Source organism: Pseudomonas sp. TH32, assembly GCF_016650855.1.
Taxonomy (GTDB): domain Bacteria; phylum Pseudomonadota; class Gammaproteobacteria; order Pseudomonadales; family Pseudomonadaceae; genus Aquipseudomonas.
Genome location: NZ_JAEKFA010000002.1, coordinates 6,011,512 through 6,035,986 on the forward strand (window position 1 = coordinate 6,011,512; position 24,475 = coordinate 6,035,986).

General features: G+C 61.8%; 19 protein-coding genes and 2 pseudogenes. 6 read left to right on the forward strand and 15 right to left on the reverse strand.

Going from position 1 to position 24,475, the window contains the following annotated elements; translation table 11 throughout:
- Window positions 1-14: 14 nt before the first annotated feature.
- Genes JFV30_RS31220 through JFV30_RS31245 form a run of 6 tightly spaced genes read right to left on the reverse strand, consistent with a single transcriptional unit; the run spans window position 15 to window position 4,245 of the window.
- On the reverse strand, window positions 15-1,685 hold the full coding sequence (locus JFV30_RS31220) for an acyl-CoA synthetase family protein (protein ID WP_201125978.1): 1,671 nt from the start codon (window positions 1,683-1,685) through the stop codon (window positions 15-17).
- A complete protein-coding gene (locus JFV30_RS31225; RefSeq protein WP_010169241.1) occupies window positions 1,682-2,227 on the reverse strand; it encodes a COG4648 family protein in 546 nt (181 codons plus the stop codon). The genes JFV30_RS31220 and JFV30_RS31225 overlap by 4 nt, the downstream gene beginning before the upstream one ends.
- A complete protein-coding gene (locus tag JFV30_RS31230; protein WP_003209389.1) occupies window positions 2,224-2,478 on the reverse strand; it encodes an acyl carrier protein in 255 nt (84 codons plus the stop codon). The genes JFV30_RS31225 and JFV30_RS31230 overlap by 4 nt, the downstream gene beginning before the upstream one ends.
- A gap of 9 nt (window positions 2,479-2,487) precedes the next feature.
- Complete coding sequence (locus tag JFV30_RS31235) at window positions 2,488-2,757, reverse strand: phosphopantetheine-binding protein (protein WP_008439197.1); 270 nt, start codon at window positions 2,755-2,757, stop codon at window positions 2,488-2,490.
- Window positions 2,735-3,547: a lysophospholipid acyltransferase family protein gene (locus JFV30_RS31240; protein WP_201125979.1), complete on the reverse strand. Its 813-nt coding sequence runs from the start codon at window positions 3,545-3,547 to the stop codon at window positions 2,735-2,737. Before JFV30_RS31240 ends, JFV30_RS31235 begins: the two co-directional genes overlap by 23 nt.
- Window positions 3,523-4,245, reverse strand: a complete 723-nt coding sequence (locus JFV30_RS31245) for a beta-ketoacyl synthase chain length factor (protein ID WP_201125980.1) — start codon at window positions 4,243-4,245, stop codon at window positions 3,523-3,525. The genes JFV30_RS31240 and JFV30_RS31245 overlap by 25 nt, the downstream gene beginning before the upstream one ends.
- 346 nt (window positions 4,246-4,591) lie before the next feature.
- On the opposite strand from JFV30_RS31245, the gene JFV30_RS31250 reads away from it, so the two are divergent.
- Window positions 4,592-5,362: a ParA family protein gene (locus JFV30_RS31250; RefSeq protein ID WP_003209397.1), complete on the forward strand. Its 771-nt coding sequence runs from the start codon at window positions 4,592-4,594 to the stop codon at window positions 5,360-5,362.
- A 303-nt stretch (window positions 5,363-5,665) separates the two neighbouring features.
- On the forward strand, window positions 5,666-5,902 hold the full coding sequence (locus JFV30_RS31255) for a DUF6124 family protein (RefSeq protein ID WP_201125981.1): 237 nt from the start codon (window positions 5,666-5,668) through the stop codon (window positions 5,900-5,902).
- On the opposite strand, the gene trxC is transcribed toward JFV30_RS31255, so the two are convergent.
- The 6 genes and pseudogenes from trxC to JFV30_RS33785 form a co-directional block, all read right to left on the reverse strand.
- Entirely contained in the window at window positions 5,890-6,324 is a 435-nt protein-coding gene (gene trxC / locus JFV30_RS31260; protein ID WP_201125982.1) for a thioredoxin TrxC, read from the reverse strand. The two genes, JFV30_RS31255 and trxC, sit on opposite strands and share 13 nt — an antisense overlap.
- A 200-nt stretch (window positions 6,325-6,524) precedes the next feature.
- Window positions 6,525-7,988, reverse strand: coding sequence for a protein adenylyltransferase SelO (gene selO, locus JFV30_RS31265; protein WP_201125983.1), 1,464 nt, complete (start codon window positions 7,986-7,988; stop codon window positions 6,525-6,527).
- A gap of 50 nt (window positions 7,989-8,038) precedes the next feature.
- A pseudogene (gene mscK / locus JFV30_RS31270) lies at window positions 8,039-11,388 on the reverse strand (mechanosensitive channel MscK).
- A gap of 55 nt (window positions 11,389-11,443) precedes the next feature.
- Window positions 11,444-13,186 (reverse strand): potassium/proton antiporter, encoded by a 1,743-nt coding sequence (locus tag JFV30_RS31275; RefSeq protein ID WP_008439183.1) that lies wholly within the window; start codon window positions 13,184-13,186, stop codon window positions 11,444-11,446.
- Between the two features lie 232 nt (window positions 13,187-13,418).
- Complete coding sequence (locus JFV30_RS33780) at window positions 13,419-14,291, reverse strand: methyl-accepting chemotaxis protein (RefSeq protein ID WP_405046157.1); 873 nt, start codon at window positions 14,289-14,291, stop codon at window positions 13,419-13,421.
- Between the two features lie 33 nt (window positions 14,292-14,324).
- Window positions 14,325-15,098, reverse strand: a pseudogene (locus JFV30_RS33785) (MCP four helix bundle domain-containing protein); the annotation flags it as partial.
- 223 nt (window positions 15,099-15,321) lie between these two features.
- On the opposite strand from JFV30_RS33785, the gene JFV30_RS31285 reads away from it, so the two are divergent.
- Complete coding sequence (locus JFV30_RS31285; RefSeq protein ID WP_201125984.1) at window positions 15,322-15,552, forward strand: hypothetical protein; 231 nt, start codon at window positions 15,322-15,324, stop codon at window positions 15,550-15,552.
- The gene (locus JFV30_RS31290) at window positions 15,549-15,842 is read left to right on the forward strand and encodes a cell division protein ZapA (RefSeq protein ID WP_003209415.1); all 294 of its coding nucleotides are present in this window, start codon (window positions 15,549-15,551) and stop codon (window positions 15,840-15,842) included. The genes JFV30_RS31285 and JFV30_RS31290 overlap by 4 nt, the downstream gene beginning before the upstream one ends.
- Here JFV30_RS31290 and JFV30_RS31295 read toward each other — a convergent pair.
- Window positions 15,839-17,641 (reverse strand): acyl-CoA dehydrogenase, encoded by a 1,803-nt coding sequence (locus JFV30_RS31295; RefSeq protein WP_201125985.1) that lies wholly within the window; start codon window positions 17,639-17,641, stop codon window positions 15,839-15,841. The genes JFV30_RS31290 and JFV30_RS31295 overlap by 4 nt on opposite strands.
- 252 nt (window positions 17,642-17,893) lie before the next feature.
- Window positions 17,894-21,847 carry a trifunctional transcriptional regulator/proline dehydrogenase/L-glutamate gamma-semialdehyde dehydrogenase gene (putA, locus tag JFV30_RS31300; RefSeq protein ID WP_201125986.1) on the reverse strand — a complete coding sequence of 1,318 codons (3,954 nt, stop codon included), beginning with the start codon at window positions 21,845-21,847 and terminating at the stop codon, window positions 17,894-17,896.
- Window positions 21,848-21,876: 29 nt separating this feature from the next.
- Here putA and JFV30_RS31305 point away from each other — a divergent pair, with 29 nt between their 5' ends.
- Both JFV30_RS31305 and putP read left to right on the forward strand, forming a co-directional pair.
- Window positions 21,877-22,212: a hypothetical protein gene (locus JFV30_RS31305; RefSeq protein ID WP_201125987.1), complete on the forward strand. Its 336-nt coding sequence runs from the start codon at window positions 21,877-21,879 to the stop codon at window positions 22,210-22,212.
- A 94-nt stretch (window positions 22,213-22,306) separates the two neighbouring features.
- Window positions 22,307-23,791: a sodium/proline symporter PutP gene (gene putP / locus JFV30_RS31310; RefSeq protein ID WP_010169263.1), complete on the forward strand. Its 1,485-nt coding sequence runs from the start codon at window positions 22,307-22,309 to the stop codon at window positions 23,789-23,791.
- Between the two features lie 70 nt (window positions 23,792-23,861).
- Here putP and JFV30_RS31315 read toward each other — a convergent pair whose 3' ends face one another.
- On the reverse strand, window positions 23,862-24,356 hold the full coding sequence (locus JFV30_RS31315; protein WP_201125988.1) for a DUF2165 family protein: 495 nt from the start codon (window positions 24,354-24,356) through the stop codon (window positions 23,862-23,864).
- Window positions 24,357-24,475: the final 119 nt, after the last annotated feature.

Sequence of the window (24,475 nt, forward strand, 5' to 3'; positions counted from 1 at the left end):
CTCGCCACAAAAGCTTAATCACTGACCCTCTCCAGCACGATACGCCCACTGGAGCAGGCCGCCGTCTCATTGCGGTAGGCGAAGTACAGCTTGCCGCGCTCCTGATCGAACCGCAGGTGCAGTTCGATCCGGTCGTCCGGGCGCACCAGTTGCTGGAACTTGAGCACTTCCATCCCGGCGAATTGCCCCGGCAGGTTGAGCAGTTGCTGGCCCAGGTTCAGGGCCCAATCCACCTGTACCACACCCGGCAGCACTGGGGTTTGCGGGAAGTGGCCGCTGAAGTAGGCGAGGTCCGGCGGGATCGCCAGTTGCAGGGTCCATTCACCGTTGACTTCGGTTTGTTCCAGCACTTCCGGCGCTTTCGGGCGGGGCGCCAGCAGCAGGGCTTCGACGTCAGCCTGGGGCAACTTGCCTTGGCTGTTCAACGGCAACTGGCGCAACAGGCGCCAGCGGCGGGGCAGGGCCAGGGCTTCGCAGTGTTGGCTCAGGTGCTGGCGCAGGGTTTGGGTGACGGCGCGCCGACCCTGATTGCGCAGGGCATGCAAGCCTTCAGCGCTGAGCACCACGAGGGCACCGAGGGACGCGCGGTTCTCCTGCACCACGCCAAGGCGGGTTTCGGCGACCCAGGCATGGTCCGTCAGCGCTTGTTCGAGCATCGGCAGGGAGATGCGTTTCTCTTCCAGCTTGACGATGCGGTCCAGGCGGCCCAGCAATTCGAAGCGGCCGTCGGCGTGGATGTTCGCGGCGTCGGCGGTGTGCTCGATATGCCCCGCGGGCAGGTACGGCGAGGCAATGCGCAAGGCACCGTCGGCATCCTGGGTCAGTTGCACCTCGGCAAACGGCTGCCAGGGTTGGTCGCCCTGGCGCCAGGCGATGCCTCCGGTTTCCGAGCTGCCGAGGATTTCTGTGGGCCACTGTTGCAGGCGCTGATGCAGGCTGCGGGCGGCGTCGAAAGGCAGCGCGCCGCCGGAGGAAAACACTCGCTTGACCGGTGTGAGGGCCGGCCAGTCGAGGTTGTCGCCCATGCGTTTGAGCAGCGCCGGGCTGGCGACCCAGGCGAACTGCGGGTGTTCGCGGCTGGCGCGCTGTAAATCTTCGGGGAACGCCAGTTGCTGACGCACAAACGTACGCCCGGCACACAGCGGCCACAGCACCCGGAACAGCAAACCATAGATATGCTGGGTGGCGACGCTGCCGATGATGCAGGCCTCACCGAGGTCGGCGCCCCACAGGGTTTCCAGCGCCCGGACCTCATTGGCCATCTGGCGCAGGGTTTTGTCGATGCGCTTGGGCTCGCCACTGGAACCGGAGGTGCACAGGCTCAGGCAGCAGGCGTCCAGGTCCAGGGCCGCGGCGCTCAATGGCGCTTGATAGAGCGCTTCCAGCTCGCTGGCCTCGGTCAGCCAGGCGTCGACGGCGTCGTCCCAGCGTTGGCGCGTTTGAGGTTGCAGGTCGGCGGGCAACAACACGTTCACCCCGGCCCGCCATGCACCCAGCAGGGCGATCGCCAGCAAGCCGGCATCTTCCAGGTGCACCGCCAGGCGCTGGATGCCCCGGGCTTGCAACCCGGCGGCCAGGCTCAGGGATTTCTCCCATAACTGTGGGTGATCCAGGGCAGGTTCGGTGGTGACCCAACGCTGACCTACAGGCTCAAGCAACAAGTGCTCAAGATTCAACCAATTCATACGCGGCCTCGAACCCTTTGTCGTACCAGCCATTCCACGGCAAACAACAGCCCCATCAACCCGTAGGCGATCATGCCGTTGTACAACGTCCACCAGCTCAGCGGCGCCCACAGGGTGAGGGCGGCGGCGAGCAGGCCGTTACACAGAAAAAACGCACTCCACACCACGGTGACCTGGCGGGTATACACCACCGCTTTCTCGGGCAGTTGCGGCTCGGTCATGCGTGCCAGGCGTTCGACCATCGGCGGCCCGTATTTCAGGCTCAGGCCGAACAGCGCCAGCATGAACGCACTGACCAGGCTCGGGTACCAACGCAGCATTTGCGGGTTGTCGAACCAGGCGAGTAGCAGGCAAAAGACGATGATCGCCGCCGCCATCCAGCGGCTGCCCGGGCGCCTGGCGCCGGTCAGGGCACGCAACAGCCACAGGCTGCCCAACAGCAGGCCAAACTGCCACGGGGCAAAATGCTCCGTGCCGTAATACACCGCAAAAGGGTACAGCAGCCCCGCCAGCAACAGGCCAAGGCCGATCAGCCGGCTCATGCGGCCGGTTGAACCAGACGGTAGACCGCCTCGACCACGTCGTTCACGGTGCGCACGGCCTTGAACTCTTCGGCGGCGATTTTCTTGCCGGTCTGGCGCTTGATGTGGTCGATCAGGTCCACTGCGTCAATGCTGTCGATTTCCAGGTCCTGGTACAGGTTGGCGTCGAGGGTGACGCGTTCAGGTTCCAGTTCAAACAGTTCCACCAGGGCGTCGCGCAAGGTGTTGAAAATATCGTCACGAGTTTGCATGGTACGGTCTCAAGCTGCCTGTCGGGCCGTGACGAACGCCGCGAGGCTGGCCACGTTGGTGAAGTGATTGCGGGTGTCCTTGGCGTCGGCATCGATCTTGATGCCGTACTTTTTCTGGATCGCCAGGCCCAATTCCAGGGCGTCGACTGAATCCAGGCCAAGGCCTTCGCCGAACAGGGTTTGCTCGTTGCCGATGTCGCTCTCGCTGATGTCTTCCAGGCCCAGGGCCTCGATGATCAGCGTTTTTATGTCGTGCTCAAGGCGGTGTTGGTCGCTCATCTTCGGCGAGCTCCTTAATAAAATACTGGTGCAGGTAATCGTTAAGCTTGCGTGAAGCCTGGGGCGCGGGCCCTTGTGCGGCAAACGCCTGTGGTTCTATATCGGCACCCACGCGCAAACTGAAGTGAAAACGGCGATTGGGGATGCGATACCAGGGTTCTGCCTTGGTCAGGGTGGTGGGGCTGACCTTGATCACCACCGGAGTAATGATGCTCGCACCTCGCAAGGCAATGGCGGCAGCGCCGCGATGAAAGGTCGGTGCCTGGCCCGGCGAAGTGCGGGTGCCCTCGGGGAAAATGATCAGGGTCTGGCCGTCCCGCAGGGCGTCGGCGGCAGCGTCGAGCATGTCGGCGCTGCCGTCGTTGCTGATGTAGCCGGCGTCGCGCACCGGCCCGCGGGTGAACGGGTTTTGCCACAGGCTCTGCTTGACCACGCAGTTGGTCTGGCGCATCAGGGCGATCAGGAACACCACGTCCACCAGCGACGGGTGGTTGGCGATGATCATCTGGCCGGGACGGCCGAGCTTTTCGGCGCCTTCGACGCTGTAGGTCAGAATGCCCAGGCGCGTCATCATGCGGATAAACAGCCAGAACAGGCAGCTGATGGTGTGGCGGGCGCGCCGCTGATGCCGTTTGGCGTCTCCCGGCAGGCAACTGAGCAGCGGAAACACCAGCACGCGCAGGCACAGGCCGCCGATGCCAAACAGGGCGAAGGCGGCAGCGGTGGCGAACAGGCGCCAGTAATAGGCCTGCCGAGGCTTTTCGGTCAGGGCTTGCGTTGCCAGTTCCATACTCGGTTCTTCCAGGCATGTTGGCAGGCGCCCTGTTCGTTCAGCAGGGTGCGCAGCAGGTTCAGGGCGTGGGGCCACTGGGCTTTGGTGGTGGGTTGGACAGCGGCCGTATTCAGTTCCAGCTGCCACTCGTCGCCCGGCGTCAGCAACAGGCCGAGGGCATAGGGGAAGGGCACGTCGTCGATCCAGCGGGCGTAGGTTTCTGGCGGCTGCTCCTCGGTAATGATCAGCAACACAGCCGGTGCGCCTTCATTGAGCAGGGCGGCGGCTTCGAGCATGCCGTGCTCCAGGCCATCACCGGCGGCGGCGAGGGCGGTCATTTCGCTGGTTTCATTGCGCAGGATCGACCACAGGCCAATCACCGCGTTATGCACCGACAGGCTGAACTGGGTCGGCGACAGGGGCTCGTCGTTGGCCAGGTCGCTGAGAATATCGAGGGTGCGCGGGGTTTCGCCGTGACGGGAAACAAACACCAAGGGCAGCGGTTGCGGGCCTTCGGCCAGTGGCCAGCCCACACTGAAGGCCATGCGCGCCAGGCGGCTCAGGCGCCGGCGCTGCATGGCCGGCAGGAACGACACATCGGGGGCCGCGTCGCTGCTGGCAAGCAACGTCGGCTGCCGGCACCAGGCGCGCCAGTCGTCCGCGCTTTCGAGCCCGGGGGCCCAGGCGCGCCATTGGGCAATGTTGAAATTGATCACTGAGAAGTTATCCCGCCCCTGCGGGCTTCCTTGTGCGGCCTTTGGCCCCGGATTCGGGGACGGGGAGCAATGGCCGAGTGGGGCGCATTATCCCGGTGCCGTGGGGTTCTAGCAAACTTTGGTAAAGAATTGTTCACGACTGATTACAAATTGGTTGTAAAGAATTACAGATTGTCGATCAGCGGCTCGGCGCTGGCTTGTCAGGCATTTCCTTTTTAATGGCTTCGATGTACTAGAGATGTGCGGGATTGAGCCTGTGATGCTGTAGTACATGGATGAACAAGGTAGCTAACCGGCGCTTTTGCCCTCTACACTCGGTCATTCATTGATACACGGAGGTTTTTCCATGCGGCGCGTGGTGTTCAACCAAAAAGGCGGTGTTGGCAAGTCCAGCATTGCCTGCAACCTGGCGGCGGTCAGCGCCAGCGAAGGCTATCGAACCCTGTTGGTGGACCTCGATGCCCAGGCCAACTCAACCCAGTACCTCACCGGGCTGACCGGCGATGACATCCCCATGGGCATCGCCGATTTCTTCAAGCAAACCCTGTCTTCCGGGCCGTTTTCGAAGAAAAACCAGGTGGATATCTACGAAACCCCGTTCGACAACCTGCACGTCATCACCGCCACGGCGGAACTGGCGGACTTGCAGCCCAAGCTTGAGGCCAAGCACAAGATCAACAAGCTGCGAAAGCTGCTGGATGAGTTGAGCGAGGACTACGACCGGATTTACCTGGATACGCCGCCGGCGTTGAATTTTTATGCGGTTTCAGCGTTGATTGCCGCTGATCGCGTACTGATCCCGTTCGATTGCGACAGCTTCTCCCGCCAGGCGTTGTATGGCCTGCTGGCAGAAATTGAAGAATTGAAGGAAGACCACAACGAAGGGCTGGAAGTGGAAGGCATCGTGGTCAACCAGTTCCAGGCCCGGGCGAGCCTGCCGCAGCAGATGCTGGATGAACTGATAGCCGAAGGGTTGCCGGTGCTGCCGGTGTACCTGACCAGCTCGGTGCGCATGCGTGAATCGCACCAGGCCAACATGCCGCTGATCCACCTGGACCCACGGCACAAGCTGACGCAGCAGTTTGTGGAGTTGCATAACCTGCTGGAGAACGCGTGATTTAGCAGGCAATACATATCACCCATGTGGGAGCCTGCTTGTGTGGGAGCCGGGCTTGCCCGCGATGCAGTCAACTCGGTTTGTCAGTTACACCGAGGTGATGCTATCGCAGGCAAGCCAGCTCCCACATTGGTCTCTGTTCCTACAGAGAAATCGTCGTCTTGCGCCGTTGCCTACAGTTACACCGGAATCCGCCGGCTTGTGCGTCTGGATGGGCGTCTCTAAGGTTGCCCGGTCGCTGAATTCTCGGTGATCGGGTTTAGTAGCCTGTGAGAGGCGTCGTTCAATCCAGGAGCGTCGATTATGCTTAGAACTACCCCCAGCCTTTTCACAGTTACGCCCGGCCAAACCACCGAAACCCTGATCCTCAACACCTACGAAACCTTCTCCTCAGTCACCACCCTCTTGCTCGACCTTTCCGACGACCTCACCGGCAAGCAGCGCGATGTCGCGTTGGCCATTCACCAACTGAGCGAATTGGGCGTATTGCTGATGGGGCAAGTGATGGACCGGGGCGTTCCGCTACCTCAAATGCCCTGACTGCGCAGCCAGCTCATCAACTGCGGCAACGGAAACGCTCCGCTCTGACGCGCCACTTCCCGGCCATTCTTGAACAGGATCAGGCTGGGAATCGAGCGAATGCCCAACTGAGCGGATAACTGCTGATTGGCCTCGCTATCGAGCTTGGCCAACCGGCATTTCCCGGCTAACTGCCCGGCGGCTTGCTCAAACACCGGCGCAAACGATTTGCACGGCCCGCACCATTCGGCCCACACATCCACCAGCAACGGCAGGTCGCCCTTGATCTGGCTGGCGTAATCGCCCTGTTTCAGCTCAAAGGATTTGCTCAACAGCACCGGCTGCTTGCAGCGCCCGCACTTCGGCGCATCGCCCAGGCGTTCATTGGGGATACGGTTAAGACCGTTGCAGTGGGGGCAGGGGATGACGAGAGAGTCGGACATGGTGGGCTCCGTGAAAGTGGCCAATGGGTTCTATTTGGAGCCTGTTCCGAGGTTTATCAAGGAGCGCTAAGGCACCTATTGTGGCGAGGGAGCTTGCTCCCGCTGGGCTGCGAAGCGGCCCCAAAAAATCGGGAGCGCTGCGCACTGGAGCGCCAGCCCGGTCCAACGGGAGCAAGCTCCCTCGCCACATTGGCTCACTCCTACGATGAACAACTAATCTCCAAATGCTTCCCCCAGTCCGGCGGCCGCTGGGCGTATTGCTCCATCCCCGGCTGCTCTTCAAACGGCTTGCTCAGCACTTCATGCAGCCGGCGCACTTCGCTGTAATCCCCAAGCTCCGCCGCCTGGATAGCGTTCTGCGCCAGGTAATTGCGCAGGATATAAAGCGGGTTCACCGCATGCATCCGCTCACGTCGCTGCTCTTCTGTGCCGCTGGCTTCGCGCTCCACGCGGGCCTTGTACAGATCCGCCCACTCATCAAATCCCTTGAGGTCGACAAAGTCGTCGCGCAGTCGCGCCACAGCCAGCGCGGCTGATTCATCCCCCAGTCGGCGGAAGAACAGGGTGTAGTCGACGCCGCTGTTCTGCATCAGTTGCAGCAGGCGTTCCACCAGCTTTTGATCGTCATCTTCGGCGGTGGTGAGGCCCAAGCGGCGGCGCATCAGGTCCAGGTAGTGCGCCTGGAACAACGGCAGATACAGCCCGAGGGTTTCCCGCAGCGCTTCAACAGTGATGAACGGCGTCAACGCCTGCGCCAGCGCGCTCAAATTCCACTGCCCGATCGGCACCTGATTACTGAAGGAATAACGCCCTTCATGATCCGAGTGGTTGCAGATGAACTGCGCGTCAAAATCATCGAGGAACGCAAACGGTCCAAAGTCGAAGGTGATGCCAAGGATCGACATGTTGTCGGTGTTCATCACGCCGTGGCAGAACCCATAGGCCTGCCATTTGGCGATCAGCTCGGCATTGCGTTCGACGATTTCGCGGAACATCGCCAGGTACGGCTCGGGCTGTTCCAGGCACTCCGGGAAGTGCAACGACAACACGTGCTCCGCCAACGCCTTCTGCAACTCGGGCTTCTTGGTGTAGTAGAAATATTCGAAATGCCCAAAGCGCACATGGCTGTGGGCCAGGCGCAGTACCATGGCGGCGCGCTCCTGTTTCTCGCGCCACACCGGAGTGTCAGAGCCGATCACACACAGTGCCCGACTGCTGGGAATGTCCAGTGCATGCAACGCTTCCGACGCCAGAAATTCCCGAATCGACGAGCGCAGCACCGCGCGCCCATCGCCCATGCGCGAGTACGGGGTTTGCCCGGCACCCTTGAGGTGCAGGTCCCAATGCTCGCCCGCCTGGTTATATACCTCACCCAGCAACAACCCGCGGCCATCACCCAGTTGTGGGTTGTACGAGCCAAACTGATGCCCGGAATAGATCATCGCCCGCGGCTCGGCCTCGGCCCACAGCTTGTGCCCGCCGAACAGCTCGGCGAATACCGGTGTCTCGGCCACGGCGGGGTCGAGGTCCAGCAACGCCATGGCCGCCTCGCTCGCCACCACCAAACGCGGTTCGTCGATGGGCTCGGGCAGTACGTGGGTTGAGAAACCGTCGCCCAGGCGGGCGAAGCGGTTGTCGAAGGTCAGTTCGTCGAGGGCTTTCAACGGCCATCTCCTGAGCAGAATGTCCGACCATTCTGCTGGGGATAGCGCGTTTAGTCGAGTTTGGCGGGCGGCGGCTCGGGCAGGTCCTGGTCCTGGGCGGGCGGCAGGATGGTCCGGTTTTCTTCTTCTACCGGCACCAGCTTGTATTCCTGGCCGTGCAGGTTTTTCAGGTAAACCTCCATCTGCCGGAACGAGATGTTGATGTGGTGGTTCTTGAACTCGCGGTTGATGAAGCGGTTGACTTCATCGATCACCGGGTTGCGGTCACCAAGATCCCGTACATGCATGCGCAGTTCGTGGTCGAGGGTGCTTTCGCCGAAGTTGAGGAAGTACACGTGGGGCGCCGGGTCCTTCAGGACTCGCGGGTTTTCGGCGGCGGCCTTGAGCAGCAATTCCTTCACCAGGTCCAGGTCCGAGCCGTAGTCCACGCCCAGTTTCAGGGTGACCCGGGTGATGGTGTCGGTCAGCGACCAGTTGATCAGTTGCCCGGTGATGAACGTTTTGTTCGGGACAATGATGTCCTTGCGGTCGAAGTCGGTGATGGTGGTGGCGCGGATGCGGATCTTGCTCACCGTGCCCGACAGGTTGCCGATGGTGATGGTGTCGCCGATCCGTACCGGACGCTCGAACAGGATCATGATGCCGGAGATAAAGTTGGCGAAGATCTCCTGCATCCCGAAGCCCAACCCCACCGACAGCGCAGCCACCAGCCACTGCAACTTGTCCCAGCTCACGCCGAGGGTCGACAGGGTGGAGACAAAACCGACGCCGGCAATCACGTACGACAGCAGCGTGGTGGTGGCGTAGGCGCTGCCCTGGGCCAGGTCGAGCTTGGACAGCACCAACACCTCCAGCAGGCCGGGCAGGTTGCGCGCCAGGGCGAAGGTGATGCCGACGATGATCAGGGCGCCGAGCAAGTCGCCGATGCTGATGGGCACCATGCTGATATTGGCGCCGGTGCCGCTGGTGTATTCGTAGAGGGTGACGTTGTCCAGGTAGGAAAATACCGAGATCAAGTCAGACCACACCCAATACAGTGCGGCGATAAAGCCGCCGAGCAAGGCCAGGCGAATCAGTCGCATCGACTGTTCGTTGACCTGTTCGATGTCCAGGGTCGGCTCTTCGATCACCGCTTCGCCATCACCCGCTTCCTTGGCGGCCTGGCGTTTGGCCAGGGCCCGCGCATAGGCCAGGCGTCGTGCGGCAACCCCGAGGCCGCGCACGAAGGTGGCTTCAATCACCAGCCAGAACATCAGCAGGTACAGGGTGTTGATCAACCGGTCGCTGAGTTTGAGGGCGGTGTAGTAATAGCCAAAACACACGGCAATAAACAGCGCGACCGGCAGCGCGGTAAACACCAGGCCGACGGCTTTGCGAAACAGCGAGGCTTTTTCGTGGGTCGGGCTATTGAGCAGCAGGCGCCCGAGCAGCCACGCCATCAAGGCGTAGCAGGTCAGTACCACACCGATGCCCAGCACGTCGTTTGCCAGGGCCTCTGGCTGGTGTTCGGCGACAGCCACCACGGCCACCAGCGCCAGCACCACCAGCCCGAGCTTGCGTATCCAGCCCTGGAGGAATTCGACCTGGGGTTTTTCCCAGCGGAAATGCAGCTCCGCCACACCGCCGGGCGCAAGGATTCGGTAGGCGGTGTAGAACACCAGCCATGCCTGGGCGATCTGTAGCAGGGCCGCGCCGAGGTTGGCGTTTTGCCCGCGGGCGTCGATCTGCAGCGCATAGCCGCACAGCGCCAGGCCCAGCGCCACCGGCATTGCCAGCGCGATATTCACCAGAATCGCCACCGGCGTATGCCACTGGCTGTCGCGCTTGAAGTGGCCGATGTCCTGGTGGATTTTTTTCAGCCGGGCATACAGGGCGTTGCGGCGCCACAGCAGTGCACCAATCAACAGCAGCAGGGGCAGGAACAGCAGCGGGCGCTGGGTCAGGCCGTCATACAGTTCGCTGACGCTGGACGCCCACGGCAGGGTTGTGACCTGCTTGCTCAGGTGCGCCGGTACGGTTTCCAGCCATTCGGTGTCCAGCGGCTTGTTGCTGGGAATCCAGAACATCTGCTCGTCGAGGGTCGCCCGCAACGTGGTGGCGGTGCTCAGCAGTTGTTTCTGGTTCAGTTGCAGGGTAATGGATTCGTTGAGCAGCGCGCTCAGTTCCCGGCTCAGGCGTTCCAGCAGGTCGCTGCGGGTGATCGCCAGCTCCAGCAGGGTGCGCCGCAGTTGTGGCGTCACCTGATCGGCCGGCTGGTTGGCCAGCAGGCTGTCGACGTAGGTACTCGGGGTGCTGATCAGTTCGCGCTGTTGGTTGACCTCGAACTGGTACAGGCGAATGTTGGCGATGTCGTCCGCCAGGTCGCGGTCGACGGTCAGGCGCGGCAAGGCCTGCTTCTGTTTGTAGAGGATCTTGGACAGCAACAGGCTGCCCTTGAGTACGTTGATTTGCTCGTCCAGCGCCGAGTCGCTTTGGGTCACGCTGTCCAGTTGCTGCTTGGTTTGCAGGTTTTTCTGGGTCAGTTCGTTGAGCCGGTCGGTGCTTTTGAGCAGGTAGTCGGACAGTTTCAGGTTGGCCGCGCTTTCCGTGGCCAACAGGCTGCTGCCACCGGCCTTTTGGGCTTCGATGGATTGCTGGGTTACGGTTTCCTGGGATTGGGCCAGGCGCTTCTGGTTGATCAGGGTTTGCAGGTCCTGGATTTCCTGCTCCAGGCGGGCGGTTTTTCCAGCACCAGGTCGTGCTGGCTGTTGCCCAGGTCTTGCAGCTGGCTGTTGCCGGCCAGTTCCTGGCGGCGCAAAGGAATCAGCGCGTTGAGGGCGGCCAACTCGGCGTTCAGCTGGTTGCGCTGGTCACCGCTGAGGGTCTTGCCGTTGTCTTTACCGGCCTTGAGGGTCGAGTTGATCTGCTGGATACGCGTCTGGCTGCTGCTGATTTCGGTCTGGGCGCGTTCCGGGCGGGTCTGGGCCGCAATGGTCAGGCTGTTGGCGTCGGCCAGCTCTTTTTGCAGGTCACCTTGCTGGGTAGTGCGTTGCACCAGCAGTTGTTCAAGTTGCGGCACCGGCAAGGTGGCGTAGCGCTGGGCGACCGGAATGACCTTGGTGGCCTTGAGCCGGGTCAGTTCGCGCTGGTTGTCGACGGTCTGGCGCGGCGCGTCTTCCAGCTGGCGCTTGAGGTCCGTCAGGCGCTGCTGGTAGTCCTGCTGGTTGCCGAGGAAGGTGAGGGTCTGCTGCAGGATGGATTGCAGCGCCTTCATGTCGGCGTCGGGCAGCTTGCGGTCCGGCAGCTTGTCCAGGGTTTGCTGGACGGAGTCGATGCTGGGCGGGTCAGCCGCGTGTACGGTGCCGACGCAGAGAGTCAGGCCCAGCAGGGCAGTGGCGAGAAAAGTGCGCAGGGTTGTCATAGAGACCGGTCGAGCAAGGTGATAAATAGGGGGGCGGGCGCCGTCGCCCCGCAGTTTAGAGGAAGAGTCCGGGGCCCGGGCGACTTCCTTCGGGGAATCTGACGCCGACTTTGCCGATCTTGTTCCCGTCCATGACCGCGACGGTCCAGATGGTGTTGTTCCATTCCACCTGGTCGCCGACCACTGGCGCACCGCCGACTTTCTGGGTGATGAAACGGCTCAGCGGCATGTCCGGGTCGATGCCTTCGAGCTTGAGCCCGTACAGCGCCGAAACCGCGCCCAGCTGAGCGTCGCCTTCCAGCACGAAGTCGCCGAAGAAACGCAGGTCGAGGCCGCGTTGTGGTGCCTGGCTGAACAGTTTGCCGAGGGCCGGCAGGTTGTGTTCATGGCCGATTACGCAGAGCAGATCGTCGACTTCGAGCACGGTACTACCCGACGGATGGAGCAGTTGCTGGCCACGAAACAGCGCGGCGATCCGCGTTCCTTCGGGCATTTTCAGCTCGCGCAAGGCCGCGCCGATGCACCATTTCTCGGCGCCCAGGCGGTAGACGAACAGCTCCCACTCGCTGGTGACGTGCACTTCCAGGGCCGCCCGGGAAATCGGCGCAGGCTCGGGCGGTACCGTCACTTTCAACAATTTGGCGACCCACGGCAGGCTCGTGCCCTGCACCAGCAACGACACCAGCACGATAAAGAACGCCAGGTTGAAGTACAGCTGTGCATGGGGCAGGCCGGCCATCAGCGGGAACACCGCCAGGATGATCGGTACCGCGCCGCGCAGGCCCACCCAGGCGATAAAGGCTTTTTCTCGACCATGGAAGGCTTTGAACGGCAGCAGGCCGACGATCACCGACAGCGGCCGTGCGAAGAGGATCATCCACAGCGCCAGGCCCAGGGCCGGCAGCGCGATGGGCAGCAGATCATGGGGCGTGACCAGCAGGCCCAGCACCAGGAACATCCCGATCTGTGCCAGCCAGGCCATGCCGTCGAGCATATGCAAAATGCCATGACGGCTGCGCACCGGTCGGTTGCCGATCACCAGGCCGCACAGGTACACCGCGAGGAAGCCGCTGCCGTGCAAGGCGTTGGTCAGGGCGAACACCACCAGGCCGCCGGAAATCACCAGGATCGGGTACAGGCCGTTGGCCAGGTTGATCCGGTTGACCATCTGCAGCATCAACCAGCCGCCGCCCAGGCCGATGATGCCGCCGATGCCGAACTCGCGGATCAGGTGGCCCAGCAGGCTCCAGTGCAGGCCGGTCTGGCCGCTGGCGAGCATGTCGATCAGGGTGACAGTCAGGAACACGGCCATCGGATCGTTACTGCCGGATTCGATTTCCAGGCTGGCGGTGACCCGTTCGTTCAAGCCTTTGCCACCCAGCAGCGAGAACACGGCGGCGGCGTCCGTGGAGCCGACGATGGCGCCGATCAGCAGGCCTTGAATGATATTGAGGTTGAACAGCCAGGCGGCCGCCATGCCGGTGAGGCCGGTGGTGATCAGTACGCCGACCGTCGCCAGGGACAACGCGGGCCAGAGCGCCACGCGAAAACTCGCCACCCGCGTTCGCAAGCCGCCATCGAGCAGGATCACGGCCAGTGCGAGGTTGCCCACGAGGTAGGCGGTGGGGTAGTTATCGAAGATGATGCCGCCGCCGTCGACGCCGGCGATCATGCCCACGGCCAGGATGATCACCAGGATCGGAATCCCCAGGCGGGACGAAAGAGAACTCACCAGAATGCTCGCACCTACCAGCAACGCGCCGATCAAGAACAGGCTGTTGATGGTCGTCGCATTCAAAGGCAGTACTCCATGAGCAGGAAAGACGAGGCGCAAACTGACCATGCAGTCTGCGTGCCAGCGATTCTAACCTGTTGAATTGCTGTGCTGTCAAAAAAGGTGTTGGGGATGTACACGGGTCAAATGTGGGAGCTGGCTTGCCTGCGATTGCGGTGTGTCAGTCACTGGAGATCGTGGCTGTCAGATTGCTATCGCAGGCAAGCCAGCTCCCACAAGGGATCGCCGGTGTCAGTTAGAGCCTGAACCGCCCCACCATCCCGTTCAGATCCACCGCCAACCGCGACAGCTCGCTGCTCGCCGCACTGGTCTGGCTGGCGCCGGTGGCCGATTGCACCGACAAATCACGAATGTTCACCAGGTTGCGATCCACTTCCCGCGCCACTTGTGCCTGCTCTTCAGCGGCACTGGCGATCACCAGGTTGCGCTCGTTGATTTCAACGATGGCGGTATTGATCGTATCCAGCGACATCCCCGCGCCCTTGGCGATGTTCAACGTCGACTCCGCCCGCTCCGTGCTGTTGCGCATCGAATCCACCGCATGCTCGGTGCCGGCCTGAATGCTGCCGATCATCCGCTCGATTTCGCTGGTGGACTGCTGGGTGCGATGGGCCAGGGCCCGCACTTCATCCGCCACCACCGCAAAACCACGCCCGGCTTCACCGGCGCGCGCCGCTTCAATCGCCGCGTTCAAGGCCAGCAGGTTGGTCTGGTCCGCCAGGCCGCGAATCACGTCCAGCACCTTGCCGATGTCCCGGGATTCTTCCGCCAGGTTGCCGATCAGGGTGGCAGTGGCTTGCACGTCGCTGCTCATGCGTTCGATGGCGCTGACGGTTTCCTGCACCAGATCACGGCCATCGCCTGCAGACGAAGTGGCGTTCTTCGAGGCTTCGGAAGTGCTGACCGCATTGCGGGCCACTTCTTCAACCGCGCTGGTCATCTCGTTCACCGCCGTGGCGGCCTGTTCGATTTCGTTGTTTTGCTGGGTCAGGCCACGGGCGCTTTCGTCGGTCACGGCGTTCAGCTCTTCCGCGGCGGAGGCCAGTTGGGTGGCCGAGCCGGAAATGCGCTGCAAGGTGTCCTTCAATTTGTCCTGCATCTTGGCCATCGCCAACAGCAGCCGGCCGGCTTCGTCGTTGCCTTCCACCTTGATCGGGCGGGTCAGGTTGCCTTCGGCGATTTCCTCGGCGGCGTCCAGGGCCTGGGCGATCGGCTGGGTGATGCTGCGGGTCAGCAGCCAGGCGAACAGCATGGTCAACGCAGTGGCCAGGATCAGCAGGATCACCACCAGCTCAAACGCCAGGTCGTACTGGTCGGCAGCTTGCTGGTTGGTGGCGAGGGCCATCTTGTTGTTGATGTCCAGCAGGCGGTTCAAGACGGCATTGACCTGATCCGAGTTGTTCAGCAACTCGGTGTTCAGCAGCGTGCGCAGCTCTTCCACCTGGTTGGCCCGGGACAGGCTCTTCATGCGCTCTTCGATCTGGTGGTACTGGGCCAGCAGACGCACGTATTCGTCGTAGGCTGCACGTTCCTCGCTGCTGTCGATCAGCTTCTCGTAGACCGCCTGGGCCGTACGAATCTGCTGATTGCGCACGTCAAACGACTCAAGGGTTTTTTGCTGGACGTCGGGCTCGCGGTTGGTCAGCAGGCGATAGGACAGTACCCGCAGGCGCAGGGTCAACTGGGTGAATTCGTCCAGGGCGCGAATGCTTGGCACGCTGCTCAGGGTGATGTCTTCCGTCGCCGCGCGAATCTTGCTCATCTGGTTCAGCGCGAACACGCCGAGAAACAACATCAGCGCACCAATCAACGCGAAGCCGAGGAAGGCCCGCGGCGCGATATTCATATTACGAAGAGACATGCTGTGATCCTGGGGAGAAGCGCGATCCATGCGGGGTTTGGGCGGGGTGTCCATGACCTATCGGTCATACGACTAAAGTCTTGAGGGGGTGCGCGCTTTTGTCGCAGAGTGGGGCGGCCCGACGGGATTCAGGAACCAGATGCCATAAATGCAGTCACTAAGGCTCGAAAGCGTGGCCTGCCCCATGAAATCAAGGCCCCGCGCCAGGGATAACCCTGGCATCCGAGGTGAATTTTCTTTATCGTCACCGCCCTTTGAAAAAGCCCGAGAAATCAAAATGTTAGAAGCATGCCTCAGCCAATTGGAACAACTGGTCAGCGACCTGGTACAGCAGAACCAGGATCTACTGGGCACCAACGAATCCCTCAAGGCCGAACTGGCTCGCGCCAAGGATGAAAACGACAGCTTGCAGCTGAACCTGATGGAACAGGAAGAAAAGCAGGGCGCTACCGCTGCCCGTATCCAGGCGTTGGTTGAGCGTGTGAGCGCAGGTCCTGTCGGCGCATGAATGAAGGGATAAAGGTCGTTTCGATTCTCGGTGAGGATTACTCGATCAAGGCGCCGGAAGGGGAAGACAACACCCTGATGAGCGCCGTGACGATGCTCAAGGCATCCCTGGCCACCACCAAGAAAAAGTACCCGACGCTGATCGGTGACAAGCTATTGGTGCTGGCGGCGCTGAACCTGTGCGCCGAGCAGATCGAAATGCAAAAGCATCACCAGCAGGAACTCGACCGTTACCAAGAGCAAGTCAGCGCCACGGTCGAGGTGATTTCCAAGGCGATCGGAACGCCTTAGAACCACTCATCCTGCATCCCCAGGCACGTGTCATCGCGTGCCTCGAGAATCGCCAGTTCATGATGGCAGCCCGGTATTTCCCACGTCAGGAAGTACCGGGCGGCCTGGAGCTTGCCCTTATAGAAGGCGACATCGGCAGCGTTGCCGTTGGCCAGCCCTTCCTCGGCGCGAATCGCCTGCTCCAGCCAGCGCCAGCCAATCACCGTATGCCCAAACACTTTCAGGTACAGCGCCGAATTCGCCAGGCTGCTGTTGACCTTGCCCTGGGCGAGATCCGTCAGCAGGCCGAGGGTGACGCTTTGCAGGCGTGCCACCAACTGTTCCAGCGGTTCCCGCAACGCGGTCAGCGACGGGTATTCCTGTGCCCGCGCGCCGGTCTCGGCGATCAGGCGAATCAGTTGTTTCAAACCCGCGCCGCCGTTCTGCGCCAGTTTGCGACCCAATAGATCCAGCGATTGGATGCCGTGGGTGCCTTCATGGATCGGGTTCAGGCGGTTGTCGCGGTAGTACTGCTCCACCGGGTACTCGCGGGTGTAGCCGTGACCGCCGAGGATCTGGATCGCCAGTTCGTTGGCCTTGAGGCAAAACTCCGACGGCCAGGATTTGACGATCGGCGTCAGCAGGTCCAGCAGTTCGTGCGCCTGTTTGCGCGCCGCTTCGGTTTCCAGCGTGGTGGTGTCGTCGAACAGGCGAGCAGCGTACAGGCCGAGGTCAAAGGCGCCTTCCACGTAGGCTTTTTGCGTCAACAGCATGCGCTTGATATCGGCGTGCTGGATGATCGACACCGGCGCGGTGTTCGGGTCCTTGCTGTCGGGCAGGCGGCCTTGCGGACGTTCGCGGGCGTACTCCAGGGAATACAGGTAGCCCGCGTAACCGAGCATCACCGCGCCCATGCCGACGCCGATCCGCGCTTCGTTCATCATCTGGAACATGCAGCTCAGGCCCTGGTGCGGCTTACCCACCAGATAGCCGACGCAGTCACCGTTATCGCCGAAATTCAGCGCGGTCGAGGTGGTGCCGCGCCAGCCCATCTTGTGAAACAGCCCGGCCAGCAGTACATCGTTGCGTTTGCCCAGGCTGCCGTCGTCGTTGACCAGGAATTTGGGCACGATAAACAGCGAAATGCCCTTCACCCCGGCGGGTGCGTCCGGCAGCTTGGCCAGCACCATGTGCACGATGTTCTCCGACAGCGGGTGATCGCCGCCGGAAATGAAGATCTTGTTGCCCTTGAGGCGATAGCTGCCGTCAGCCGCCGGCTCTGCGCGGGTACGAATATCCGACAGTGAGGAGCCTGCATGGGGCTCGGTCAGGGCCATGGTGCCGAAGAACCGCCCTTCGATCATCGGTTGCAGGAAGCGTTGTTTCTGTTCTTCGGTGCCGAAGCTTTCGATCAGGTTGGCGGCGCCCATGGTCAGGAACGGGTAGGACGTAGACGCGGCGTTGGCTGACTGGAAGTGCGCGAAACAGGCTTGGGAGAGCAGGGTTGGCAGCTGCATGCCACCGGCTTCGAAACTGCGGGCGGCGTTAAGGAAGCCGGCTTCAAGGAAAGCATCCACGGCCGGTTTCACTTCAGGAATCAGAATCGCCTGACCGTTCTCGTAGCGTGGCTCGTTCTCGTCGCCCTTGCGGTTATGCGGGGCGAAGAACTTCTCGGCAATGCTGCGGGCGGTGCCGATGGCGGCGTCGAAGGTTTCGCGGTTGTGTTCGGCAAACCGCTCGCGCTGCGTCAGGCCCTCGGCATCGAGGACTTCGTACAGCTCGAAAGCCAGATTGCGGGAACTGAGCAGCGTCTCGGACATGGCGGCTTACCTGTGTGGGAATGGGCCTGAGTCTAAGTGCGCAAATAGAGGCTGGATAGCAAGATTGATCTGGGTGATGGAGGGGCCAAACAGGGAGGAAGCTGGGACGCGGTCAATATGGGAGCTTTTGTGGGAGCCGGGCTTGCCCGCGATGCAGGCACCTCGATGTGTCAGATACACCGAGGTGATGCCATCGCAGGCAAGCCAGCTCCCACATAAGCCCGCTCCCACATTTTGACCGCGTTCCGTCAGTTAGCCGATCGTCATCAGGCTGGCGTTACCACCCGCCGCAGCGGTGTTGACGCTCAGCGCGCGTTCGATCACCAGGCGCTCCAGGGCAATCCCGGTTTCGCCCGAAGACAAGCCATGAACCCCGACAATCGCCCCGCCACGCTTGGCCACTTGCTGGCAAACCCCGCGCAGTTGGTCGGAATCGCCGTGATGCAGTACGGCATCAAACACGGTTTCATCCTTGGTCCAGTCAGCCACTCGCGTGATCTTCGCCTGAATATCCTTCGGCAAGCGTGGGAACACGGCCTTGGTCAATTCAGTGTCCGGCCATACCGCCGAGCTGCCGACTGCCAGTACGGCAGCCAGTTGCGTCAGCAGATCGCCTTCCACTTCCGCCAGGCACAACACGTGCTCGCGGGGCAGGATGGCGTAGCTGTTGCGCTCGCCGGTCGGGCCGGCCAGTTGGCGGGTGATACCGCTTTGGGATTGCGCGGCGAACTGTACGCACAGGGCGCTCAAGTCGCTGAGCTTGTTGCTGTCGGCCCAGGCTTGCAGGGCGGTCAGCGGCTTGCTCATGGCGTCCCGCAGGCGAACATCCGGTGCGGCCAGTGCATCACCGCGAACGAAAGATTGCTCGATGGCATCCGTAGGACGGGTCGACAGCAGGCGGTACAGATACAACGGGCCGCCAGCTTTCGGGCCAGTCCCCGACAAACCTTCGCCGCCGAACGGCTGCACGCCGACCACGGCACCCACGATGTTGCGGTTCACGTAGACGTTACCGGCATGGACGTTGTCGATCACCTTGGCGATGGTCTCGTCGATACGGGTGTGCACGCCCAGGGTCAGGCCGTAGCCGGAAGCGTTGATCTGGCCGATAAGCTGGTCGATCTCTTTACGCTTGTAGCGCACCACGTGCAGCACCGGGCCGAAGATCTCCCGCTGCAGTTCGTCGAAGCTTTCCAGCTCGATCAGGGTTGGCATCACGAAGGTGCCGCGCTTGACCTCTTCGCTGTCGGCAATGGCAACCTGGTAAACGTTGCGGCCTTTGTCGCGCATGGCCTGGATGTGTTTCTCGATGCCAGCCTTGGCTTCGGCGTCGATCACCGGGCCGATATCCACCGACAGGCGTTCCGGGTTACCGAGGCGGCACTCAGCCATTGCCCCTTTCAGCATCTCGATCACGCGATCAGCAGAATCTTCCTGCAAGCACAGGACGCGCAGGGCCGAGCAGCGCTGGCCGGCACTGTCGAAGGCCGAGGACACCACGTCGATGACCACTTGTTCGGTCAGCGCCGAGGAATCGACGATCATCGCGTTCTGGCCACCGGTCTCGGCGATCAGCGGAATCGGGCGACCTTGTGCGTCCAGGCGGCCGGCGACGTTGCGTTGCAGCAGGCGCGCCACTTCGGTGGAGCCGGTGAACATCACGCCCTTGACGCGATCATCGCCCACCAGGCGCGCACCGACGGTTTCGCCCTGGCCCGGCAGCAGTTGCAGCACGCCTTCCGGAATCCCGGCTTCCAGCAGCAGGCGCACGGCTTGTGCGGCTACCAGCGGCGTTTGCTCGGCAGGCTTGGCCAGTACCGGGTTACCGGCGGCCAGTGCAGCGGCGACCTGGCCACTGAAGATTGCCAGCGGGAAGTTCCACGGGCTGATGCACACCACCGGACCCAGTGGGCGGTGGGCGTCGTTGGTGAAATCGTTACGGGCCTGCACTGCGTAGTAACGCAGGAAGTCCACGGCTTCACGCACTTCGGCGATGGCGTTGGCGAAGGTCTTGCCAGCTTCGCGGGCCAACAGGCCCATCAGCGGCTGGATCTCGCCTTCCATCAAGTCGGCGGCACGTTCCAGGATCGCGGCGCGTTCGGCGGGCGGGGTGGCCTGCCAGATGGGCGCGGCTTTCAAGGCGCACTGGATAGCGTTGTCGACGTCGTCGACGGTGGCTTCCTGTACGTGGCCGACCACGTCACGCAGGTCGGACGGGTTCAGCACCGGCGTAGCGGCTTCATTGCTGGAGGCGCAACCGAGCATCGGTGCGGCTTTCCAGTTGTTATGCGCGGTCGCCAGCAGGGCGCAGGACAGCGACGCCAAACGATGTTCGTTGGCCAGGTCGATGCCGGCCGAGTTGGCGCGCTCGGCACCATACAGGTCGCGGGGCAGCGGGATACGCGGGTGCGGCAGGCCGAAGCCGCCTTCCAGCGTCGCCATCTGCTCGATGCTGGCCACTGGATCGGCCACCAGCTCCTGGATCGAGATGGATTGGTCGGCGATGCGGTTGACGAACGAGGTGTTGGCGCCGTTTTCCAGCAGGCGACGCACCAGGTAGGCCAGCAATGTTTCGTGGGTGCCGACCGGTGCGTACACGCGGCACGGACGGTTCAGCTTGCCTTCGGAGACCTTGCCTACAACCTGCTCGTACAGCGGTTCGCCCATGCCGTGCAGGCACTGGAACTCGTACTGGCCGGGGTAATAGTTCTGACCGGCGATGTGGTAGATCGCCGACAGCGTGTGGGCGTTGTGGGTCGCGAACTGCGGGTAGATAACTTCCGGTACCGAGAGCAGTTTGCGTGCGCAGGCAATGTAGGAAACGTCGGTGTACACCTTGCGGGTGTACACCGGGTAGCCTTCCAGGCCTTCGACCTGGGCGCGCTTGATTTCGCTGTCCCAGTACGCGCCTTTTACCAGGCGGATCATCAGGCGATGGCGGCTGCGGCGCGCCAGGTCGATCACGTAGTCGATCACATACGGGCAACGCTTCTGGTAAGCCTGGATCACGAAGCCGATGCCGTTCCAGCCGGTCAGTTGCGGCTCGAAGCACAGGCGTTCCAGCAGGTCGAGGGACAGCTCCAGGCGGTCGGCCTCTTCGGCGTCGATGTTCAAGCCGATGTCGTATTGCTTGGCCAGCAGCGTCAGGGACAGCAGGCGCGGGTACAACTCGTCCATCACACGCTCATACTGCGCACGGCTGTAACGCGGGTGCAGGGCAGAAAGCTTGATGGAAATGCCCGGGCCTTCATATATCCCACGGCCGTGGGACGCTTTGCCGATCGAGTGGATGGCTTGTTCGTACGAGGCCAGGTACTTCTGGGCGTCGTGTTCGGTGAGTGCGGCTTCACCGAGCATGTCGTAGGAATAGCGGAAGCCCTTGGCTTCGAACTTGCTCGCATTGGCCAGGGCTTCGGCGATGGTTTCGCCGGTGACGAACTGCTCGCCCATCAGGCGCATGGCCATGTCGACGCCCTTGCGGATCATCGGCTCGCCGCTCTTGCCGATGATGCGGCTCAGGGACGACGTCAGGCCGGCCTCATTATGGGTGGCGACCAGTTTGCCGGTCAGCAGCAGGCCCCAAGTGGCGGCGTTGACGAACAGCGACGGGCTGTTGCCCAAGTGCGGGTGCCAGTTGCCGGTGCTGATCTTGTCGCGGATCAGTGCGTCGCGGGTGCCTTTGTCCGGGATGCGCAGCAGCGCTTCGGCGAGGCACATCAGCGCTACACCTTCCTGGGACGAAAGAGAGAATTCTTGCAGCAAGCCCTGGACGATGCCTGCACGGCCGCCGGCGCTTTTCTGATTGCGCAGTTTTTCGGCGATCGACGACGCGAGCTTGTTGGTGGCCTCGGCCATAGCCGCCGGCAGGCGAGCCTGCTCGATCAGCATCGGCACCACTTCCGGTTCCGGGCGGCGGTAAGCGGCGGTGATCGAAGCACGCAGTACGGATTGCGGCAGGATGCTCTCGGCGAACTCGAGGAAGCACTGGTGGGCGTGGTCGGTCTGGACCTCGCCGGCTTCTTCTGCGTCCTTGCTGCCCAAGCCGTTGAGCTCGGCCAGGGTTGCACCACCCTCGAGTTTCTCCAGGTAATTGAAAATCGCCTGCTTGATCAGCCAGTGCGGCGTGCGATCAATGGAGGTCGCGGCGGCCTTCAGGCGCTCGCGGGTCGGGTCGTCAAGTTTGACCCCAAGGGTGGTCGTAGCCATCTTTTTATCCTCATGGGTGCCACTACCGCGTGGCATCAGCTGGCGGCAAGATTAGCTTTGCGCCGAGAGAGGTGCAACCGGGTGCAACCCTTTTTATCCATGATTTTTTTGATGCTGATCGGGAAAAATTATCACCGCAGCCGAATCGGCTGCGCCTTGGTGCAATTGGTTCTGACTTTGGCTGCGCTTGCTCCGAAAAGGAGCAAAAACAGGGCGTTTTGCGGAAAACACATCAAGGTGCAACTTATTCTCCAGAAACTGGTTGCACCTTATTTACTTTGTTGAATAGCATTCGCGCCCAAGGTGCAACCGTCTTACGGAAGGTTCATCGGCTGATGGCTTTCCTGGGGAAACGTCAGTCATAAATGCGCGGCGCCGGGTTTCGTCTATCCACTTGCTGAGTGGGTGGCCGTCCTGACAGACCGCCGCTACATAAAAACAATGCCAGGGCGTAACTCAATGAGCGTAAGTAATCCTACCCTGATCACATTTGTGATCTATATCGCTGCCATGGTGCTGATCGGCTTTATGGCCTATCGCTCCACCAACAACCTTTCCGACTACATTCTGGGCGGTCGCAGCCTCGGCAGCGTGGTCACCGCGCTCTCGGCCGGCGCCTCGGACATGAGCGGCTGGTTGCTGATGGGCTTGCCCGGCGCGATCTACATGTCTGGCCTGTCGGAAAGCTGGATCGCTATCGGCCTGATCGTCGGTGCCTACCTGAACTGGCTGTTTGTAGCCGGCCGCCTGCGGGTGCAGACCGAGCACAACGGCGACGCCCTGACCCTGCCGGATTACTTCTCCAGCCGCTTCGAAGATAAAAGCGGCCTGCTGCGGATCATCTCTGCGGTGGTGATCCTGGTGTTCTTCACCATTTACTGCGCTTCCGGCATCGTGGCCGGTGCCCGCCTGTTTGAAAGCACCTTCGGCATGTCCTACGAGACCGCGCTGTGGGCCGGTGCTGCCGCGACTATTGCCTACACCTTCGTCGGTGGTTTCCTGGCGGTGAGCTGGACCGACACCGTGCAAGCCACGCTGATGATCTTCGCCCTGCTGCTCACGCCGATCATCGTGCTGCTGGCCACCGGCGGCGTCGACACCACATTCCTGGCGATCGAAGCGCAGAACCCTGACAACTTCAACATGCTGAAAAACACCACCTTCATCGGCATCATTTCGCTGATGGGCTGGGGCCTGGGCTACTTCGGCCAGCCGCACATCCTTGCGCGCTTCATGGCGGCGGATTCGGTGAAGTCGATTGCCAATGCGCGCCGCATCTCCATGACCTGGATGATCCTGTGCCTGGGCGGCACCGTGGCCGTGGGCTTCTTCGGTATCGCCTACTTCTCGGCGCACCCGGAAGTCGCCGGTCCCGTGACCGAGAACCACGAGCGTGTGTTCATCGAGCTGGCCAAGCTGCTGTTCAATCCGTGGATTGCCGGTGTGTTGCTGTCGGCCATTCTGGCCGCGGTAATGAGTACTTTGAGCTGCCAGTTGCTGGTGTGCTCGAGCGCCCTGACCGAAGACTTCTACAAAACCTTCCTGCGTAAGAACGCCTCCCAGGTTGAACTGGTGTGGGTCGGTCGTGCCATGGTGCTGCTGGTGGCGCTGATCGCCATCGCCATGGCCGCCAACCCGGAAAACCGCGTACTGGGCCTGGTGAGCTACGCCTGGGCGGGCTTTGGCGCTGCGTTCGGTCCGGTGGTGCTGATCTCCGTACTGTGGAAAGGCATGACGCGCAATGGCGCGCTGGCCGGCATCCTGGTAGGTGCGATCACCGTGATCGTGTGGAAGCACTTCAGCCTGCTGGGCCTGTACGAAATCATCCCGGGCTTCATCTTCGCGAGCCTGGCGATCTACTTCGTGAGCAAGCTGGGCGCGCCGACTGCCGGCATGGTTCAGCGTTTTGATGCAGCCGAGGCGGATTACAACCTCAACAAGTAATCGGCGGGGGCCTGAAGGCCCGCTGAACTGAAAACGGCCCGCCTGCGGGCCGTTTTTTTATGGGCGTGATTCAGTCGCGGTCTGCGTCCGGCTGATTCAGGAAAATCAACACGCCCAGGATCGCCATGTAAAACTTGAATGCCGCTTCCTGGCCGTTCCACTGATGGGATTGCCACATCAGGAACCACTCGCCGCCGATCACCATAAAGCCGAAAAACCACACGACAAAACCGAGGCTCAGGCCCGCGACTGCGCATTTCTTTGCGCGGTTGAATTCGGTGCCGGTGGCACGACGAACTCGCCACAACGCCAGCGCGCCTCGTGCCAGCAACACGGCCGTCAGTGCTTCACCCGCAATGATCAGCCAATACGCACCGTGCCATAGCCATGGGGTGGTGATGGCGCGATACATTGCGGCGTTGCCGGGGAAGGTGGTGTCCATGCTCAGCACATGTTTGACGAAGGCAAAGTTGGAGCCGTAGTCGGTGATGTTGCTGAAGGCGACGAGTGTGGCGAAGGCTGCCAGGGCAAGGGTCAGGACGATTTTTGCGTAACGGGTGGCCATGTTTTTTCCATTGTCATGGGGCGATGGGGGATGAATACGCTAGCACGCTGGTGGTAGGGCTTCGACGCCGGATACATGAAGATTAAAGCGCTTGCGATGTAGGGATTTACTGATTTGCC